Origin of the sequence: Stutzerimonas stutzeri KOS6 (assembly GCF_000307775.2) — a bacterium.
GTDB lineage: Bacteria > Pseudomonadota > Gammaproteobacteria > Pseudomonadales > Pseudomonadaceae > Stutzerimonas > Stutzerimonas stutzeri_B.
The window spans coordinates 1,959,503-1,974,653 of sequence record NZ_KK020676.1 but is presented as its reverse complement, the minus strand read 5'-3'; the positions used below and the strand labels follow the sequence as shown (position 1 = coordinate 1,974,653).

Here is a 15,151-nt window from a genome sequence, read left to right as displayed (position 1 = left end):
AACTTCAATATTACCGGGGCCGATTAGCGACTCGCCGTTGACCGTCTTCACCTGCGTGATGTAGTTCGCCGGGTACGCAACGACGATGCCGGAGCCGTTCGTGACGTAAACGTCGACCCCATCGCCTGCACGCACGTAGTAGATCGAGTCGGCTTCAAGCGGATCGGGCAACGAGGCGACGACTTTGTGGTGCTTGACTACTGCCATTTGGTCACCAGTTGTTCGTGGCCCAGCGAGACGACACACCGACGCCGCCGTATGTTAGGCCCTCGGAATCGGCGCTCAGCAGGTCGAGGACTGACTTGTTCGTGTGGCTGTGCGCCTGGCTTACGGCGCTATCGATCTGAGCCGGGGTCGAGGATGGGCCGCCCTGGATCGATGACCACTGGATGATCACGTCCATCGACTCGTATTCGGCCAATTTGTACACGGTCGAAGTCGAAGCCCCGTAGGCGTACAGGGCCGAGCCGCTATCGACAGTCGCGTCCGCGCTTGCATCAATGACGAGGATCATCGCGTTGACGTCGAGCGTTGCGGTCAGCGCGTCACGCGCAGCGATGTCGGCGACGATTTCAAGAGCGGAGGCATTGCCCGACCAGCTCGCCAGCGCGGCATTGACCAGCGAGTTGATCATCGCGGAGTTGCCGATGGATCTCGCGGCGCCGGCCGAGTTTGTCAGGTAGCTCTCCGTGTAAGTGCCGTTTTCGACGAAATAGAAGGCGTCGGCTTCAAGCGTGCCCGGCAATGTCGCGACTTTGTAAAATTTGACCTGCGCCATTACGGCCTCCTAGTTACCAATGATTTGCGCCCCAGGCTGCAGGGGCTACGTAGAGTCGTTCATCGCTGCCGAGCGATAGCGCGTTGCCCGCATCGTCGCTGATCAGCCAGCCGATGCCGTCGGGCTGATTGGGGTCGATCCAAGGGTCGTTGTCGGCCTCTGCGGTGGTTTGAGCGGTGCAGTACACGCTGATGCTGACGGACTGCCACACATCCTCCTGCCGGATCTGCGATCGCTCTGCGCGGCGAATCAGAACGCTCTGGCCCTGCCGGATAAGGCGACGGCCGGAGCGGAAGAACTCCATGGCCGCATCGGCCCCGGCCAGCAGCGCAGCGTGGCCGCTTCCCTTTGGGTGGTACAGGTCGATCTGCAGGATCCCGGTCCACTCCTGCAGCGCAGCAGAGCCAAGCCCGGCCGGCGCGCGGCCAGTGGGCAGGCCGGTTAGCCGCGCCCAGCTCTGCCCCTGCACTGGGGTGTAGCTGCGCCCTTCAACCGCAGTGCGCTCGATCGGCATCACTTCGGACGCGATAAATGCCGCGACCAGCGCAGAGTGGATTTTGGCTTCGCTCATCGTCACACCCTGTTTTTTCGGATTGCCGCGTCAACCATGGGCTGGACGCGGTCCATGTTAATCCTGACCATCCCCGCGGGCGCCTGCCGGCTAAATCCGCCGTCGGTAACTTTTTCGGTTGGGCCGCTGTAACCGCCAAGCTCAAGGTCGTGGATGTAGGGCATGTTGTTGGCCAGGAAGGTGACTTGACCGGCCCCGGCCGGTGTTTTTTCGTAAACTTCCGCCATGGCCGCACCGCCGTTCTGGCCGACCGCTACCTTGTCTGAGCGATCTGGCGAGTCTGCCGGCGCGCCGACTGATGTAGTCCAGGCACCTCTGGCCCTGCCAGTGTCGACCGGCGTTGCTCTGATCACGCCGCCAAATAAATCCAGCGTGGCAGTACGCGTGATCTTGTCGCCCGCGGTGATCGTCTTTTCCGTGAATCGGCGCATGTCGTCTGCGAAGCTCATCAGCACCTCCCCTGGACCTCGTAGGCCAGCACGTCACCTGTCGGATTCAGCGTCACGATGCTGACGATTTGCCACACCTGGCCGGCTGCGGTAATCGTCGTCTCAAGCGTTGGCGCCCATTCCAGACCAGCTGCGCCGAAGAAAAACTTCTTGTCGTCGCGCTTGATCATGGTGCCGTCGGCATACTGCGTGCCGGATGACTGCGGACTGTAGTTGTCGAGCACGGCGCGAACTGTTTGCGTCAGCGTGGCGCCAGGCGTGTTCTCGCCCGTCACCGGGTCATAGCTACCCGGCTGCACGAGCGTGAGGGTGATCAGCTCGCCGATCTCCTCGACTACAGCAAGGGCCTCGGCAGCGCCGGCCAGGATCTCGTCGCGTAGCGCCATGTCAGCCTCTCACTAGGCGAATCTGGCTTGAGCCGGCCCATGGGCGGATCAATGCCAGCGCGAATGACTCGGCAGCGGACAGGGCCTTGCTGCCTTCCTTGAAGGTCTTGCTCGACTGCACAGGGCCTGCGGTTACGCTAGTGCTCGTCGCCTCACGCTCCTGGGCCGCATACAGCCCGCCAGACGCGGCAAGCTGAGCGATTTCCGCCCCGGCCTGCACGACGGCATCAGGAACGTCCGTAAACGTCACAGAAAGCCGCTCCGTCAGCCAGGTGTTAGCCATCAGCACCGCGCGGGCCTTCTTGTCTTCGGTGGTCCATGCAGACCCCAGCAGGCCGTCGACCTGCGCGATGGTGATGTACTCGGTCATGGCTTATCCCTGAGGTGCTTCGTCGAGCAGCTTGGCCAGTTCAGCGCGCTCTGCGCCGTCCTCGAAGGCGATGCCCTTCTCAGTCAACTTCGCCTTGATGTCATCGATGCGCAGGCCGTGGGAAGGCTTGCGGCCGGCGCCACCTGTTTCCGGCTCGCCTTCCACGTCGACCGGCTTGAATCGAGCGTCGATGATCTTGAAGCCCTGAGCACGCAGCTCAGCCTTCCGTTCCGGTGTGACCGGATGTTCAACGTATGCAATCTTCTGCTCGGACATTTCATCCTCCAGAGAAACGGGGCGAGCCGGAGCCCGCCCCTATCGGTTACAGGGAAGCGTCGCCGATGGTGATGACGCCGGCCGAAGCCTTGATCGAGTCGGCGACCAGATCCCAGTTGGAACCGGTGGCCAGCTCGGCGTCGGTCGGAGACTTGCCACCGTTGGCGGTGTCCCAGGTATAGCCGCGCAACGCCAGACCGAAGGAATAGTCTGCCTGGAAGGTCGTCTCGATGCGGCCCTTACCGTTGCTGGTCTCGATATTGGTGATCAGGTCGGAACCGTCCATCACCATGCCAGCGCCATCGGCCAGGGACAGCACGCGCTGCTTGGCCGGAGCGGCTGGGGTGGCAACCGCGGCCGAGTACAGCGCCGGGGAGTCGGTCACGATGACGGCTTTGCCGAGGATATCGACGATCGTCACGTCGCCAGCACGGAACAGCTGCTGCGCGTTGGTGAGGTTCTTCCCGATGAGGTCGTGGAAGGTCACGCCGTTCATTACCTGCGCAACCAGACGGCCGGAGGCGTCGCCGAACTTGGCGTGAGCCGCGTTGATGGCTGCGTACGTGACGCCAGCGGTTGCGGAAACATCGTTCACGGCAGCGGCCTGGTTGCTGATAGCAGCGACCAGGGCGGCGATTACGGTGTTCAGCTGATCCGCCACGATTGCCTCGGACAGGTTGCGGCTGATGACTTCCAGCGCCTCTTCCGGGCTCTTCTGAATCCAGGAGAGCTGCGAGGGCTCCCACAGGATCGGACCAAAGCCACCGGCCACCTTGACAGCGTCGTACTGCTTCTGGGAGAGCGCGGTTGCCGACTGGGCGCCGTTGGCGGCGTAGCGATCGACACGACGCTGGGCGCCATGCAGGCCAGCCCAGAAGGATTCTTGCAGGAAGTCGCCGTCGATGCCCTGAGTGGTCAGGCGGATAGCGCCGGCAGAGGCAGCGTTGAATTTCTCAACGTCCTGTGCCAGGGTTTCGATGGTGGTGTTTTTGAGGTATTCGTTGAATACCTTCATATCGGAAAGGGCCATTGGGCCTCCTTATGCGTTGGCGGTTTGGGCCTTGATGGCTGCCAATCGCTCTTCGCGGCTGCCACCGAAGTTGCCCTTTGTCTTGGGGGGTTGACCGCCACCAGTAGGAGCGCCGCCGCCGTTTGCAGTAGCCGGCCACCAGTGCGGGGCCTTTTCCTTCATTTCGGCGAAAAACTCTTTCATGGTGAGCGGGTTGCCGTCCTTGCCGAACGCGCCTTCCACTGCGGCGGGGTTTCCCTCGTCATCCAGGGTGAAAAGCGAGCCGGCGCGGAACAGGGCGTCTTCGATTGCGTGCTGGTGAATACCGGCAGCGCTCGCTTCGGCACGGATGCTGTTCTCAAGGACTCGGCGGGTGAATCTTTCAGCGCGCTGCTCTGCTGCTTCGCGAGCTTGGCGCTCTTTGGCGGTCTCCTTTTCGAAACCTGCCTTCATACGCTCGGTGCGCTTGTTCAAGACCTCATCGATCTTGCCGGACGCGATCAGCTTGGCCTCTTCATCGTCCGAAAAGCGCTGCAGGATGTTTTTCACGGCGTCAGGGTCGATCCCATCGAACCGCTTCAGGTTTTCGCTGGACTCCCGGACCTTGCCAAGTAGCTCGGTGTTTTTGGCCTTCAAGCCGCTGACAGCCGCGCTTACCTGAGCATCGATAAGAGCTTGGACTTCAGGAGTGATTTCTGGCCCTTGGCCGCCACCGCCCTCTCCGCCTTCGCCAGCTTCCTGCATCAGAACGTATTTGCGTTGAAACATGAGTTGATCCCCTTGGGACGATTAACGGCCTTGCCGCATGGTGAAGACGCCAGCTTTGCCAGCGCCAGAAACGAGAAAGCCCGCTCAATGGCGGGCTGTAGTGTGGTTTGCTGGTTGCTGCGTTATTGGTTGACGCAGCCTATCGCTTAAGCAGCTTGCATCGCCTGCTTCGCAAGAGCATTTCGCTTTCTAGTTGCGACGCGCTTGGCTACGCTTTCTGGTGTTTGCTTTCGGCCTTTACTGGCCTTGGATATGTTTCGCTTGTGCTCTTCTGTTAGAGGGCCAAATATTCTCCCAACCCTAGCAGCTGAAATGTTTGCCCTCTCAGCCTCAGACTTAACTCGCCCCTTAGCCGCAGCACCTATTCGGCTCTTGGCTTCCTCTGTGTGCTTCATCCCAAGGGTGGCAGCAGAAAGCTTTGCTCTTGTTTCAGCAGAAACGGTCTTCCCTTTATGCGCCGCTGAAAGCTTGGCTCTCGTATCTGGGGATTTGCTTCGCCCCTTCAGGGCTAACGAGATACTCTTCTTGTGTTCATCAGATAGCGGAGCAAACACCCTGCGGGCCTGAGACGCTGACATTTTTGCGCGCGTCTCAGCAGATCTTTTCACGCCAAGGATGCTTCCAGCCACAGGGCATACGTTGTAACCATGCAAGGCTGATCCGTGATGATCCATCCAGAACTGCTCACGAGCTATCAGGTCGTTGATCTCAACTCGCTCAAGCAGGACGAACTCAAAACAATCTTCGCCATACTTAGCCCATGCTCTTTGTAGCTTCGGGGAATGGTGGGCGCCAGCCTTCAACCTCTGCCGATGCTCTTTAAGTCTGCGATCAATATTTACAGCGGAGCCTATGTAGGACTTTTGGCTCTGCTTGTTGCGTATGGCGTAAATCCCGGAACCGGATAGAATGCTGTCAGCCACGTTGACCTCCGAACAGGTTGGCTTGGTTAGAAGCCCGGCAGTGTTAGCGCACTCCGGGCTTCGTCATTATAGCGTTATAGCCCTGTTTTTCCGAACGCTTCGGAATCTCTTTTCCTGAGCTCGGCAATCGTATACTCCTTCCCATTACGATCAACAAATCGGTCAAGCTCCAGGCCGCCATCCCTGAACAACTTCCCTCTGACCGGGCCTAATATCTCGTCCTGAAAGCCTGCGGGTTTCCCTTTCAGCCATTGCCCATAACTGATGTCGCCAGGAATTTGCCCGTCCATACTCGCTTGATCGGCGATGGTTATCTCGTCCTTGCTCAGCCCCAGAGCCTCCCATGCCGATTTGAGCACGGGAACCGAGGTGCTGCGGCAATTCCAGTGCCTGGGGGGCTGCGGCCCTGTTCCAATCTTGAACGTCTTCTGCGATAGGGCGCGACATGAAGCGCTGGTTCTCCCGTCGAGGGTCGCCAAAAAAAGCCACTCTCTCACGATGTCGGCATTTGCCTCGAACACCGCCTGGCGGGCATAGTTGGCGGTATGGTTGACTGCGGTACGCACCAAAGCCTCAGCGCCGCGCCGGTCGATCTCCAGCAGTCCGTCAGCGTAGCCATTGGTGCGCGTGCCACGCAGCCGGCGAACCATCTGACTGATCGTCTCGCCCTCGACAAACCCCATCCGGATTGCATCACGAATGCGGATTGCCTTAGCGGCTTCCACGTCCTTTAAGGCTTCGCGAAGCAGCTTGCCCTGAAATGGCCTGGCCATTGCTGCGGCGTAAGCCTGATTCGCCGGCACCGTGGCCAATGTAAGGGCCTCGGCAACCTGGGCAGGCAGGACGCTCTGCAGCATCTTGTGCTGATAACTAGCCTCATAGCCGGCCAGCTCTAGCAGGGCATTGTCTAGCTCCTCTCCAGCGGCCCTGTACGCCTCGGCATTCAGCCTATTGACCTCGACAAGCAGCTGATCAAGGCGCTGCACGGTGAATGACTCGGGCGGCATCTTCTCAAGGGCGATGACCATCTGAGCAAACAGGTCGGCGTCGACTCGATTCAGGATCGCCATTACGCGCCGAACCACCCCGGTTCCGTAGCGCTGCAGCCCGATCTGATGGCTGATCGCTGCGTCGACGATCTTGTCATTCGCCGTTGCCATCACATCCCCCCAAGGGCCGGCCCTTGATTCTGTATTCGCTCCAGCTCGTCCGCCCAGTCGTACTCATCGCTGATGATGTTGCGGCGCTGCATCTCAGCGAACAGGGTTTCGTCGCTGAGCTTGCCGGAGTTTGCCATCTGCAGCAGTTGCGGAACCGATACTTCCGGCGCCCAGTCCTGATCGAAGTTTCCGCGCACCTCGACCGTGCCACCGTCACCCAGGGCGAGGTAGTCGGCCATGATCTGCAGCATCTGCGCGATTGCATCTGCAAACTGGTTGGCCATGCGAGCCAGCGGGGACAGCTCTTGCGCTGCCTCTTCGTTCGCCTGGGTCGCCGTTTTGGTCTGCTGCTTGTCTTTCTGCAGCAGCTTGGCGCCGGCCATGCGCATTTCTTCGATCAGGTCTTGCAGCGCCTCGCGGCCTGCATTGATCGCGGCACCGGTGTGCTCGACGTACTTCGCGTCGCCGTCCTTCGGCATGCGGGTCGCGCTGCCGGAGCTGATGACCAGCTGGAACTGCTCGTCATCGGTGAACATGAACAGCAGCGGCACGCGGGCGACGTGCAGGAGGTTGTCCTGATCGCTCTGGGACTGCCAGTGCTTGACGTTGAGGTGTGCCAGCTCGATCAGCGACGGGCGAGCCGTCATGTAGCCCGTGCGTCCGGTGTAGAAGGTCACCAGCGGGACATAGGCAAGGCTGGTAGCGCCTTCGTCGTGCTGCACCCATGCACCGCCATTGTCGGCCTTGCGGTAGGTGCGCCACACGCCAGGCTCCAGGACTCGCACCTGGGCGACAGACTTCACGCCGAACTCGCCGTCTGCCTCCTCTATCGACTCCATGTAGCGGAACTGCACGAGCTTGCCGGCCTCGACGCGCCATCCCAGCACCTGCTCGGGGCGGATCATCACGGCGTATGGGCGAACACCTGCAGCGATCTCGTCTGCGCGAGTGCGGAGCCCTTCAGCACGCGGGTACTCAACCAGCACGTGACAGAGGCCATGGCTCAGCGCGTGGCGGAACAGGTCAACCGACCAGCTGTTGAGGTCGTTGCCGGCAAGGTCGATGTCCTCGCACAGTTCAGCCAGGCGGTCAGGAACGTCGTCGCCCAGCTGCAGAGGCTCAGCGAACACCCGCGAGGTCATGTTGTTGACCGTCTCGGCGTAGGCCGGCAGCAGCGTGGAGAGGCGCAGGCGCTCCTTATAGGTGTCGTCCTCTTCGGCCGGGTACTGAGGCAGCAGAGCACGCCCGGCGGCCCGCATAGCCTTCGTGCCGCCCATCAGCGGCGCAACGATGGCCCAATCCTCGCGCATGGCGTCCACGGCCGGGATCGTTTGGCTTGGGTCGTTGCTCATTGGCGTTACATCCGTAGTGATTTTGTCTGCGGCTTGGCCGGTTTTATGATTGGGAAGCGGTGAACGACGAAGTACCCGAAGGCATCGGCCGGGTCTTCCGTGCCGTCCTTGTTGGGCTCTCCGTGCTCGTTGTATGCCTGCTGCTCGAGCACCTGGGTGGTGACCGGGCATTTGTCGGTGTTGATCTTGAGTCGCCGCACACCGTCGCCATTGAGGAACATGGCGTTAACGGCCAGAACGCGGTCACGAACCATCGGGTTTGCCGGGTTGACGCGGACCGTGAAGCCGGCCTGCCTGAGCAAGCTGTGATCCGATTCGCTGCCGTTGACGCTCTTGCGGTTCTTACCGCTGGCGTCCGGGTACACGGTGATCTTGTGGCCGGGGAATCGCTCAAGTAGCGCAGCGATCATTGCCGGCGTATCGAATAGGCTGGTCAGTTCATCAAGTTGCCGCGGCTCACCGTCACGAATGACGAACACGCAGGCCGCCATCCGATTGATGTTGAAGTCCATCCCGACATGCAGCTCCTCACCCGGCCGAATCGTCTCGTCGGTGTGATTTAGCCGCCGGCAGAAGTTCGGATAGACCGATCCGCTGACCAGGTTGACGAACTGGCCGTCAATGTAGGCGTCGACCAGATTGGCCGGGTACGACTCACGCAGCGACGGGATGTAGTCCTTCGGCAGGTTCTTCGCGTTCTGCCGTGTGCTGGCATGGACGATGCCGTACAGCGGGCGCTGGCTTGGGTTTGCGGCCAGCTCCTTGACGAATTTGCGATATACCCAGTTGAACCCCTCCGGCGTGGTCGTCACGTCGATGGTGTTCTCTCCGCGGGTCGGCCAGACGGTAGACATACGGGCAATGATCTTCTTCCAGGCGCTGTCGGCCTTCTTGATCGGCATACAGTCGATCTCGTCGACCAGTGCGTGCGCGATGTTGAAGCCGACGATGCGGCCAGGGTGCTCCATGCTCTTGCAGACGATCGTCGACAGGCAGCGGCCTTTCGAGTCGCGAAGATGCACACGTTTGTTGCTCGGCACGATGTCGGCGAACAGCCCGAAGGCCTCAGCAACGCCCGGGATCGTGTCGTAGAAGATGTCCGCGATTTGCGGATAGGTCGGCGCGAAGTAGCCCTGCGGAATGCCAGGGTGCTCCAGTGCGTTGATACACAGCCGCACGCAGCCTACGAACGTCTTGCCGCTTCGATACCCACCAACGAACGCAGAGAACTTCTTCGGGTGGCTGATGAATTCGAACTGCGGCTTATTCAGCTTCAGGGTCGCTTGCATCTTCCACCCCGATGATGACTTGCTTCGGCTCAGGCAAGCCCTGATTCGGGTCTTCCAGTTCGCGGCGCAGCTTTTCGATTCCTAGGCGCTTTGCTTCAAGATCAAGACTCAGATCTGGGCGATCTAGGCCGAGCAGCTTGGCCTTACCGAGGGTGGCGCTTACCGCTGCAGATGACTGGGGGTTCTCGCAGCTCAGCGCTTTAACGCGGGCCTCTTCCAGTTCACGCAGCAGGTCATCGACCGTGATCTGGTTGCGCTCTGCAACTGCCTGGCGCATCTCAGCCAGTCTTACCGCGACCTTACCGTTCGCCAGTAGCTCGCTGGCCTTCACCGCAATGGTGCCGGCCTTCATGTTCTCGGCGTTGTACGCCCTTCGGTAGGCCTCGCTGGCATTCCCCGTCTCCAGGTAGGCCGAGCAAAAGGCCTCCTGCTTCAGGGTTAAGCTCATGCGAGGAACCTCTATTGCGTTTCCATCACCGTCTAGCCGCTTCCCCCATTTCCCCTGCACAGAGGCAGGCGATGCAGATGCCTAGCCAGGTGATGATGAGGATGGCGTGGAGGCGTTTCACTGTGCCGCCTTGAAGCGAATCACTGTGCCGCGCCGAATCCACTGACTGACCTTTTGCCAATCCGGGCCAAGTCCAGTGATGCGAGAGGCTGCAACCACTCCGGCGAGATACAGGCGCAGCCACCAGCGAATCTTGACGACGGCCACTAGCTGGACGTTTGCCATACAACCTCCACGCGACCATGCAGGCGCTCAGTAATGAGGCGCTCATCGCGGCTATGGATCTTCAAGGGCTGGCGATAGCGATCAACGATTCCGCGCTTCTGGTCGGCGAAGACAGCCATCTTGATCTCTTCCCCATCAAGGAACACCTTGCGGACACCGCGGCCGTCGCCTGCGCGATGAATCCATGGTGGCTGCTGCTTCATTGCTGCTCTCCAGTGACCTTCGGCTGCGACACCACCCGGGCGATAGCCATAGCCACACCGAGGACCATGTTCACGCTGGCCCATGCGACGGGGCTGATGTGGCCCTCGAACGCTACCCATGCACCTGCAGCTGCGTTGAGCACTGCGGTGAGGATGGCGAGCTGCACACTGGTGAGACGCCAGCACTTGCGCCATTCGGGAATCAGGTTCATGACGTGACCGCTCTCAACAGATGAGGCCCAACGATCTGCACCACGGAAATGATCGCGCCGGCAGCGCCGAGGCCGTACATCACCTTCTTGCCCATCTCCCGCACGTTCACATCCAAGGACTTGAGCAGTTCGGATTGTGTCTGTGCTATCAGCTCCAGGCGCCCCACCCGCATCGGGAGGTCTTCGTGGTGCCGGTCGAAGCGATCAAGCCTGTGCTTGACCAGGTGCATGTCTTGCTCCAGAGCACCGACCCTTTCGGGCACGGAGCGTCCGGCCTCGTGATGGCTGTCGGTCATAGTGGAGTCTCGTTGGTGTTTGGTCCGGCCTCACACGCAGCTGCCATCCGCCTGAGGGCAAAGAGGCAGGCGCGGGGCCGGAATAGGGTTAGAAGGCGTCGATGCGCTCTTCCAGAACTGTTGCGTAGTCACGCATGGACATGGCTTGGCGAAGCAATCGATCTTGCTCGGCGTCCGGCAGAGTCTTGAAAAACTCGGTGCCGATGAAGCCGTTGAGCTTTTGCACCTTGTCGTCAAGCTGCACCTTCTCGCCAATCACTCGCTGTTGGTGCGGAGGCAAATGCCCAACATGACCCATCGGTAGATAAGCGGCCTCGAATACCTCCCTCGGGCTCCAGCTCACGTAGCCGTCGGCATACTTCACCGCATATCCGGACTGGCCGTCTTTGTCCTGCTCCCATGCGGTGATCTGCTTGGTGCCGATGTAATCCTGAGTCATGCGATGCTCCAGAAATAACAAAGCCCCGCACTAGGCGAGGCCGAAAGGTGTAGAGCCCGATTCCCCGCACGTCTGCGGGGCGATACCTGTTATCAGGTCGCGCAGTGTGCTGCGTGTGGCGCGTAGCCGATCGCAAGCAGGCCGGGGATTGGGTTGGGCGCAGGGTGGCGAGCCCTTCAAGCTGCCGTTTGCGATGCCCGGAAACTGGTGGTGCGCAGATGGGCCTAAATCATCCGTTCTCACACCGCCACGCCAGTAAATCCGGGCGTTTCGCGGTGGTGCTCGGGGTGGGCCTAAGAACGAAAAAGCCCCGACCGAAGTCAGGGCTCTGGTCTGCATCAGAGATGCAGAGGTTGTATTTCCGGTTACCGTATCCGGGGAGGCCATTACGCTGCCTCGGTCACACGCCTCGCCGTGTCTCAACCCGTCGACCGCTTCACGGTGCAGTTGCTCGACGGCGGCCGCGTCGTCGCGACCCGCTGGCCAGCCCATGGAGAGAGGATCCGGGCCTTTCGGCTTGATGGCTTTCGCCACCCTCTCTTAACCCATCGCATGCTGACTTAATGCAGGTGGCCGGTGCTGATCTCCGGCATGACTATTAGCGGCCTTAGTGACACCAGAGTTTCACTGGGGCGAAGGTTTCAGCCGCTTATTATTGGACTCGCCGTGGCCATCTGGGCGCTTACTCACTTTACCGGCCACGATTCCCGCAATCCATCAGGTCTTACACTTGCGCATCAGCCTGCGCACTCACCTGCTCTCGGCCATCTCAACGCGTGAAATGACAAAGATAGCCGTATCTTCTATCACTTTATTACTCTAGTCAAGCGCTTCTTCGAGTTCGTACCGATGCACGCCATGATTCGTGAACTCTCCATGCAAGGCTTCACGAGCGGCCTTTATCTCTCGCTCTGCGTCCTCAAGATTTTTGAAGGCCTTGCGGAACAGGTACTGCTCCTTGTTCTTTATCACCGCAACCCAACGCTTCCTCTGATTGTCCCAATGGACGCCCTTCACTCCGCTGGTGTTGAGTGCGTTGCGCTTCATATTCATTGAGTTCTGCTCCTGCGACACTTCGCGCAGGTTGCTCAGCAGGTTGTTTGAGCGGTCACCATCTATGTGGTCGATCTGTCCTGCAGGCATATAGCCGTGATGCCAAAGCCAGACGAGATGGTGTGCGGTGTAGTGCTCGTAATCGATGCCGATCGTAATGTATCCACGCCCACGATTCACAACACCGGCAGTTTTGCCGTATGTCCTGGGATTGGACTTGTCCCGCCACGTGAAAACGCCAACGTGCTTGTTGTAGTGCAGAACTTCTTTCAGTCGCTCTTGAGTGAGCATATCGAACGTCTCCTATTCGATGAGTCTCAGGTGATGACGTGGCAGGGAGTGAGACAACTCCTTTTCGGCCGCTAAGCCTAGCCACGCATGATGATTATACCTTACGCGGCGCAGCGGATCAGGCCTTCGCGGTCGAGTATTTCCTGCGCACGAATCAACGCTTCGTTCACCTGATCTTCTAGGCTTCGGCGGATCGCTGAGCGCCAACGGTAGAGCGTGGAGTCTGGCTTGCCGCCATCGTCCCAGTTGTTAATTTCGTACCACGCAGTCGGCAGAACACTCGTGCTGCGCTTGCCTTCCACACCCGGCAGCTTCGGGAATGCCCACGTCGCTACGGCACACTGAACGAACCGCTCGGGCGCTGGAGACTTCACCGAGCCGGCCAGAGCCATCATTGCGTCGTGCTTGCGCTCCAGATGTGTCGAATATTTCGCGACGAGAGCCAGCCACAGGCCAACCGGCAGCGCCTTGTGCAGACGGCCATGCACCCAGCAGTCAGTCAGGAAAGCCTCTTCCTTGCCGCAGATGGCGCCCGGCACACGAGCGGCCTGCACCTTTGGCTCAAAATCGCAGCCCCCAGCCGAGTTGATCACTTCGCTCGCCAGGGCGCGCACTACTGCGGAAACCACGTTCTGATAGATCATGCTGCTGCTCCCCTAACCATGTCGGCCGAAACAATGATGCGCCCCACTTCACCGTGCTCGCTGTGGTAGGTGATGACCTTGGCGTCACGTCCGCTCATCCATCCTCCGCGGCTTGCGTGGCTGTCTGGCGCGGCCAGGGTGCGGTGCTGCTCGATCTGCATGGTGTTCGTCTCGCGCAGGACGTTGTGATGCAGGTGGCCTGTGTGCGCGTAGCTGTGCTTGGTGCGGCCGAAAACCTCGCGGAACTTGGCGATGAATACCGTTTCGAGCGAGTCCATGCGCTTCTTGTGGCCGTGGTGGAAGAACAGCGACGTGCGACCGTGCTCGATGCAGTAGTAGGGATCGGGCCGGGTGATAACTTCGATGCGGGGCTCGTCGGCGTACAGGGCCGCGAACAGCTCACGCAGCCAGGCGCTCGACGCCAAGTCGTGGTTGCCCTCGGCCATCAGGAGAACGACGCGCTCGTGCTTCTGCAGCAGCATGGCCGTCACGCGGCGAATGACACTGATTGCCACGCGGACCAGCTTCTGGAACCGGGTGTCAGCGTCAAGGACGTGGCCGGATGTCGGAGTCACCGCTTGGATGCCATCCCAATGCAGCAGATCCCCAAGCTGAGCGAATACGCCGGTATGTGAGTCCGGCGCCTGAGCGATGGCTGCACCAAACCAGCCCACCAGAGTTTCCTCGGCAATCTTCATGTCCCATGCTGCGCCCGTTTCCTCTGCCCAGGCATTCATGCCCAAGTGGTAGTCGGTGATGACGTAGCAGTTGAGGAGGTGCGCCAGGGTGTGCAGCGGTGCCGGCAGCGCTTTCTCTGCCTTCAGCTCTTCCTGCATTGCCGCAACGGTTGCCCGCATGGCGGCCATCTGCTTCACCATGTCAGGCGAATATCTCGGCCAAGTCTTTTCGATCTCGCCGTTCTTGCCGCGCTGCACGGTCAGCTTGGAGAGCAGGAACGTCTCAGGCGCGCCGATTGTCAGCCCATGCTCCGGGCTCCAGCCTTCACGCGCGAAGCGAGCCTTGTGCTCCCATACCCGGCGCTCATGCAGATTCAGGATCTTTGCGGCGGCAGCCACAGTACGCCCAGTCAGCGCGGCCTTGATTGTCTCGTCGTCGTGCTTGCGTGCGGCCATCAGGCTGCCTCCCCATCTATCTCTGAAATGGTCACCTCGACGCACCCTAGGGCCTTGATAGGGCCTCTTTTGATGGTCAGATGGTCGATCTGGCTGTCGTCTTCCCAGGCTCCGCCGTGGGTGAGTGCGTCCAAAAGCCCCTTGAGCAGATTGTCGAGGTCACGGCGGCGGCGGTCGGGCGGGCACGCCTCTATCACCACAGCCAAACGCCCGTCCTGCCTGGTCACCTTGGCTTCGGCGCACGCTTTCACCACCGCGGCGCAGTACTCCCGCCCCTTGGCGCTGATCAGCGTCTTGGCGCCAACGCGGCGGTAGTAGGTGTTGTTGCTCGGTGGGAACGGCAAGGTGATGGCGGTCACAGACCCACCCTCCGAACCAGCTTGCCCAGCCAGCGCGGCATCGACAGGCCAAACGCCCAATCGCCGCAGCTGAATAGCCGAAAACCAATCTCCCGCATGTTGGAGTAGAGAGGCCCCGTCTCGGATATCCGGAACCACACCGGGCCAATGCCGAAGAAGATCAACTTCTTCACGTCGTCGCGCAGGGCGAACTCTGACTCGGTGATGAACAGCCAGCAGACGAGGCCTGCCATAACCGAATAGCCAAAGATCATCGCGATATCGTTCATCACCTGGATCATCTACTCCCCCTCGCCTTCGCTTCCAGCGCAGCGCGCACCATCAACCGGAGCAGCGGGCTCATCCTCGACAGCTCGGCCGATACCCACTGGCGCCACTTCGGCAGTCCCATTGGCTTGCAGCGCTCCCGCATCTTGTCCGCGATTACCAGGGCAAGCGCTTCCGCATTGGCCTTGGC

General features: G+C 60.4%; 23 protein-coding genes and 1 pseudogene. All 24 read right to left on the bottom strand.

Translation table 11 applies throughout. The features are described from left to right. A pseudogene (locus B597_RS47360) lies at positions 1–207 on the bottom strand (hypothetical protein); the annotation flags it as partial. Between the two features lie 4 nt (positions 208–211). Beyond that, on the bottom strand, positions 212–778 hold the full coding sequence (locus tag B597_RS37230; RefSeq protein WP_003297549.1) for a hypothetical protein: 567 nt from the start codon (positions 776–778) through the stop codon (positions 212–214). 13 nt (positions 779–791) lie between these two features. Then, positions 792–1,349 carry a phage tail terminator-like protein gene (locus B597_RS37225; protein ID WP_024162142.1) on the bottom strand — a complete coding sequence of 186 codons (558 nt, stop codon included), beginning with the start codon at positions 1,347–1,349 and terminating at the stop codon, positions 792–794. A gap of 2 nt (positions 1,350–1,351) precedes the next feature. After that, complete coding sequence (locus tag B597_RS37220; RefSeq protein WP_003297545.1) at positions 1,352–1,798, bottom strand: hypothetical protein; 447 nt, start codon at positions 1,796–1,798, stop codon at positions 1,352–1,354. Next, on the bottom strand, positions 1,798–2,184 hold the full coding sequence (locus B597_RS37215; protein WP_003297544.1) for a hypothetical protein: 387 nt from the start codon (positions 2,182–2,184) through the stop codon (positions 1,798–1,800). Before B597_RS37215 ends, B597_RS37220 begins: the two co-directional genes overlap by 1 nt. Position 2,185: 1 nt before the next feature. Continuing rightward, entirely contained in the window at positions 2,186–2,554 is a 369-nt protein-coding gene (locus tag B597_RS37210) for a hypothetical protein (protein ID WP_003297541.1), read from the bottom strand. Between the two features lie 3 nt (positions 2,555–2,557). Beyond that, positions 2,558–2,830 carry a hypothetical protein gene (locus B597_RS37205; protein ID WP_003297539.1) on the bottom strand — a complete coding sequence of 91 codons (273 nt, stop codon included), beginning with the start codon at positions 2,828–2,830 and terminating at the stop codon, positions 2,558–2,560. Positions 2,831–2,876: 46 nt separating this feature from the next. Beyond that, positions 2,877–3,860 (bottom strand): major capsid protein, encoded by a 984-nt coding sequence (locus B597_RS37200; protein ID WP_003297538.1) that lies wholly within the window; start codon positions 3,858–3,860, stop codon positions 2,877–2,879. A 9-nt stretch (positions 3,861–3,869) separates the two neighbouring features. Then, positions 3,870–4,607 carry a hypothetical protein gene (locus B597_RS37195; RefSeq protein WP_024162141.1) on the bottom strand — a complete coding sequence of 246 codons (738 nt, stop codon included), beginning with the start codon at positions 4,605–4,607 and terminating at the stop codon, positions 3,870–3,872. 146 nt (positions 4,608–4,753) lie between these two features. After that, a complete protein-coding gene (locus B597_RS46450; protein WP_003297534.1) occupies positions 4,754–5,530 on the bottom strand; it encodes an NUMOD3 domain-containing DNA-binding protein in 777 nt (258 codons plus the stop codon). 74 nt (positions 5,531–5,604) lie between these two features. Further along, on the bottom strand, positions 5,605–6,690 hold the full coding sequence (locus tag B597_RS37185; RefSeq protein ID WP_024162140.1) for a phage minor head protein: 1,086 nt from the start codon (positions 6,688–6,690) through the stop codon (positions 5,605–5,607). Next, positions 6,690–8,042 (bottom strand): DUF4055 domain-containing protein, encoded by a 1,353-nt coding sequence (locus tag B597_RS37180; RefSeq protein ID WP_003297532.1) that lies wholly within the window; start codon positions 8,040–8,042, stop codon positions 6,690–6,692. Before B597_RS37180 ends, B597_RS37185 begins: the two co-directional genes overlap by 1 nt. A gap of 5 nt (positions 8,043–8,047) precedes the next feature. Then, complete coding sequence (locus tag B597_RS37175; protein ID WP_003297530.1) at positions 8,048–9,331, bottom strand: terminase large subunit domain-containing protein; 1,284 nt, start codon at positions 9,329–9,331, stop codon at positions 8,048–8,050. After that, positions 9,306–9,779 (bottom strand): terminase small subunit, encoded by a 474-nt coding sequence (locus B597_RS37170; RefSeq protein ID WP_003297529.1) that lies wholly within the window; start codon positions 9,777–9,779, stop codon positions 9,306–9,308. The genes B597_RS37175 and B597_RS37170 overlap by 26 nt, the downstream gene beginning before the upstream one ends. 117 nt (positions 9,780–9,896) lie before the next feature. Beyond that, positions 9,897–10,064, bottom strand: a complete 168-nt coding sequence (locus B597_RS47355; protein WP_003297527.1) for a hypothetical protein — start codon at positions 10,062–10,064, stop codon at positions 9,897–9,899. After that, complete coding sequence (locus B597_RS37165; protein ID WP_003297526.1) at positions 10,046–10,267, bottom strand: hypothetical protein; 222 nt, start codon at positions 10,265–10,267, stop codon at positions 10,046–10,048. The genes B597_RS47355 and B597_RS37165 overlap by 19 nt, the downstream gene beginning before the upstream one ends. Then, a complete protein-coding gene (locus tag B597_RS37160) occupies positions 10,264–10,479 on the bottom strand; it encodes a DUF7940 domain-containing protein (protein ID WP_003297524.1) in 216 nt (71 codons plus the stop codon). The genes B597_RS37165 and B597_RS37160 overlap by 4 nt, the downstream gene beginning before the upstream one ends. Next, on the bottom strand, positions 10,476–10,775 hold the full coding sequence (locus B597_RS37155) for a hypothetical protein (protein WP_003297523.1): 300 nt from the start codon (positions 10,773–10,775) through the stop codon (positions 10,476–10,478). Before B597_RS37155 ends, B597_RS37160 begins: the two co-directional genes overlap by 4 nt. Before the next feature lie 88 nt (positions 10,776–10,863). Then, positions 10,864–11,214, bottom strand: coding sequence for a crAss001_48 related protein (locus B597_RS37150; RefSeq protein ID WP_003297522.1), 351 nt, complete (start codon positions 11,212–11,214; stop codon positions 10,864–10,866). Between the two features lie 819 nt (positions 11,215–12,033). Further along, a complete protein-coding gene (locus B597_RS37145; RefSeq protein ID WP_003297521.1) occupies positions 12,034–12,558 on the bottom strand; it encodes an HNH endonuclease in 525 nt (174 codons plus the stop codon). A gap of 101 nt (positions 12,559–12,659) precedes the next feature. Beyond that, positions 12,660–13,202 (bottom strand): hypothetical protein, encoded by a 543-nt coding sequence (locus B597_RS37140; RefSeq protein ID WP_003297519.1) that lies wholly within the window; start codon positions 13,200–13,202, stop codon positions 12,660–12,662. Further along, positions 13,199–14,335 (bottom strand): hypothetical protein, encoded by a 1,137-nt coding sequence (locus tag B597_RS37135; RefSeq protein WP_003297517.1) that lies wholly within the window; start codon positions 14,333–14,335, stop codon positions 13,199–13,201. The genes B597_RS37140 and B597_RS37135 overlap by 4 nt, the downstream gene beginning before the upstream one ends. After that, on the bottom strand, positions 14,335–14,694 hold the full coding sequence (locus B597_RS37130; protein ID WP_003297516.1) for a RusA family crossover junction endodeoxyribonuclease: 360 nt from the start codon (positions 14,692–14,694) through the stop codon (positions 14,335–14,337). The genes B597_RS37135 and B597_RS37130 overlap by 1 nt, the downstream gene beginning before the upstream one ends. Continuing rightward, positions 14,691–14,975, bottom strand: a complete 285-nt coding sequence (locus B597_RS37125; protein WP_003297515.1) for a hypothetical protein — start codon at positions 14,973–14,975, stop codon at positions 14,691–14,693. Before B597_RS37125 ends, B597_RS37130 begins: the two co-directional genes overlap by 4 nt. Positions 14,976–15,151 lie beyond the last annotated feature (176 nt).

Bases quoted from the DNA above. Each gene is read 5' to 3' on its own strand.
- B597_RS37230 (WP_003297549.1), bottom strand. From the start codon at position 778: ATGGCGCAGGTCAAATTTTACAAAGTCGCGACATTGCCGGGCACGCTT.
- B597_RS37225 (WP_024162142.1), bottom strand. From the start codon at position 1,349: ATGAGCGAAGCCAAAATCCACTCTGCGCTGGTCGCGGCATTTATCGCG.
- B597_RS37220 (WP_003297545.1), bottom strand. From the start codon at position 1,798: ATGAGCTTCGCAGACGACATGCGCCGATTCACGGAAAAGACGATCACC.
- B597_RS37215 (WP_003297544.1), bottom strand. From the start codon at position 2,184: ATGGCGCTACGCGACGAGATCCTGGCCGGCGCTGCCGAGGCCCTTGCT.
- B597_RS37210 (WP_003297541.1), bottom strand. From the start codon at position 2,554: ATGACCGAGTACATCACCATCGCGCAGGTCGACGGCCTGCTGGGGTCT.
- B597_RS37205 (WP_003297539.1), bottom strand. From the start codon at position 2,830: ATGTCCGAGCAGAAGATTGCATACGTTGAACATCCGGTCACACCGGAA.
- B597_RS37200 (WP_003297538.1), bottom strand. From the start codon at position 3,860: ATGGCCCTTTCCGATATGAAGGTATTCAACGAATACCTCAAAAACACC.
- B597_RS37195 (WP_024162141.1), bottom strand. From the start codon at position 4,607: ATGTTTCAACGCAAATACGTTCTGATGCAGGAAGCTGGCGAAGGCGGA.
- B597_RS37185 (WP_024162140.1), bottom strand. From the start codon at position 6,690: ATGGCAACGGCGAATGACAAGATCGTCGACGCAGCGATCAGCCATCAG.
- B597_RS37180 (WP_003297532.1), bottom strand. From the start codon at position 8,042: ATGAGCAACGACCCAAGCCAAACGATCCCGGCCGTGGACGCCATGCGC.
- B597_RS37175 (WP_003297530.1), bottom strand. From the start codon at position 9,331: ATGCAAGCGACCCTGAAGCTGAATAAGCCGCAGTTCGAATTCATCAGC.
- B597_RS37170 (WP_003297529.1), bottom strand. From the start codon at position 9,779: ATGAGCTTAACCCTGAAGCAGGAGGCCTTTTGCTCGGCCTACCTGGAG.
- B597_RS47355 (WP_003297527.1), bottom strand. From the start codon at position 10,064: ATGGCAAACGTCCAGCTAGTGGCCGTCGTCAAGATTCGCTGGTGGCTG.
- B597_RS37165 (WP_003297526.1), bottom strand. From the start codon at position 10,267: ATGAAGCAGCAGCCACCATGGATTCATCGCGCAGGCGACGGCCGCGGT.
- B597_RS37160 (WP_003297524.1), bottom strand. From the start codon at position 10,479: ATGAACCTGATTCCCGAATGGCGCAAGTGCTGGCGTCTCACCAGTGTG.
- B597_RS37155 (WP_003297523.1), bottom strand. From the start codon at position 10,775: ATGACCGACAGCCATCACGAGGCCGGACGCTCCGTGCCCGAAAGGGTC.
- B597_RS37150 (WP_003297522.1), bottom strand. From the start codon at position 11,214: ATGACTCAGGATTACATCGGCACCAAGCAGATCACCGCATGGGAGCAG.
- B597_RS37145 (WP_003297521.1), bottom strand. From the start codon at position 12,558: ATGCTCACTCAAGAGCGACTGAAAGAAGTTCTGCACTACAACAAGCAC.
- B597_RS37140 (WP_003297519.1), bottom strand. From the start codon at position 13,202: ATGATCTATCAGAACGTGGTTTCCGCAGTAGTGCGCGCCCTGGCGAGC.
- B597_RS37135 (WP_003297517.1), bottom strand. From the start codon at position 14,335: ATGGCCGCACGCAAGCACGACGACGAGACAATCAAGGCCGCGCTGACT.
- B597_RS37125 (WP_003297515.1), bottom strand. From the start codon at position 14,975: ATGATCCAGGTGATGAACGATATCGCGATGATCTTTGGCTATTCGGTT.